This is a genomic window from Mesorhizobium sp. M1A.T.Ca.IN.004.03.1.1 (genome assembly GCF_003997555.1).
In the GTDB taxonomy this organism is placed as follows: Bacteria; Pseudomonadota; Alphaproteobacteria; order Rhizobiales; family Rhizobiaceae; genus Mesorhizobium.
On the sequence record NZ_RZTV01001044.1, the window covers coordinates 1 to 238 of the forward strand.

General features: G+C 59.7%; 1 protein-coding gene. It reads right to left on the reverse strand.

The features are described from left to right. On the reverse strand, positions 1-192 hold a 192-nt coding region (locus tag EOD29_RS34865), incomplete at its 3' end, for a GYD domain-containing protein (RefSeq protein WP_127248918.1). Between the last annotated feature and the right edge of the window lie 46 nt (positions 193-238).

Here is a 238-nt window from a genome sequence, read left to right on the forward strand (position 1 = left end):
CGCCATGACGGCATCGTCAGGCGCTTCGCAGACAGCCACCATGTCGTGGCCGCCCATCGTCAGAAAGAACTGGTTGAAGGAGCCGCCCATGTCGCCTAGCAGTTTCTTCGCCGCATCCAGCCGTTTTGACGAGTCGCGAACAGTGCGCACGCCTTGGTCCGTCCAGTTGATCAACACAATGTAAGTGGTCATCTCGCACCTCCGAACGGAGGATTCGTCCGACACGGGTATGCGTCGG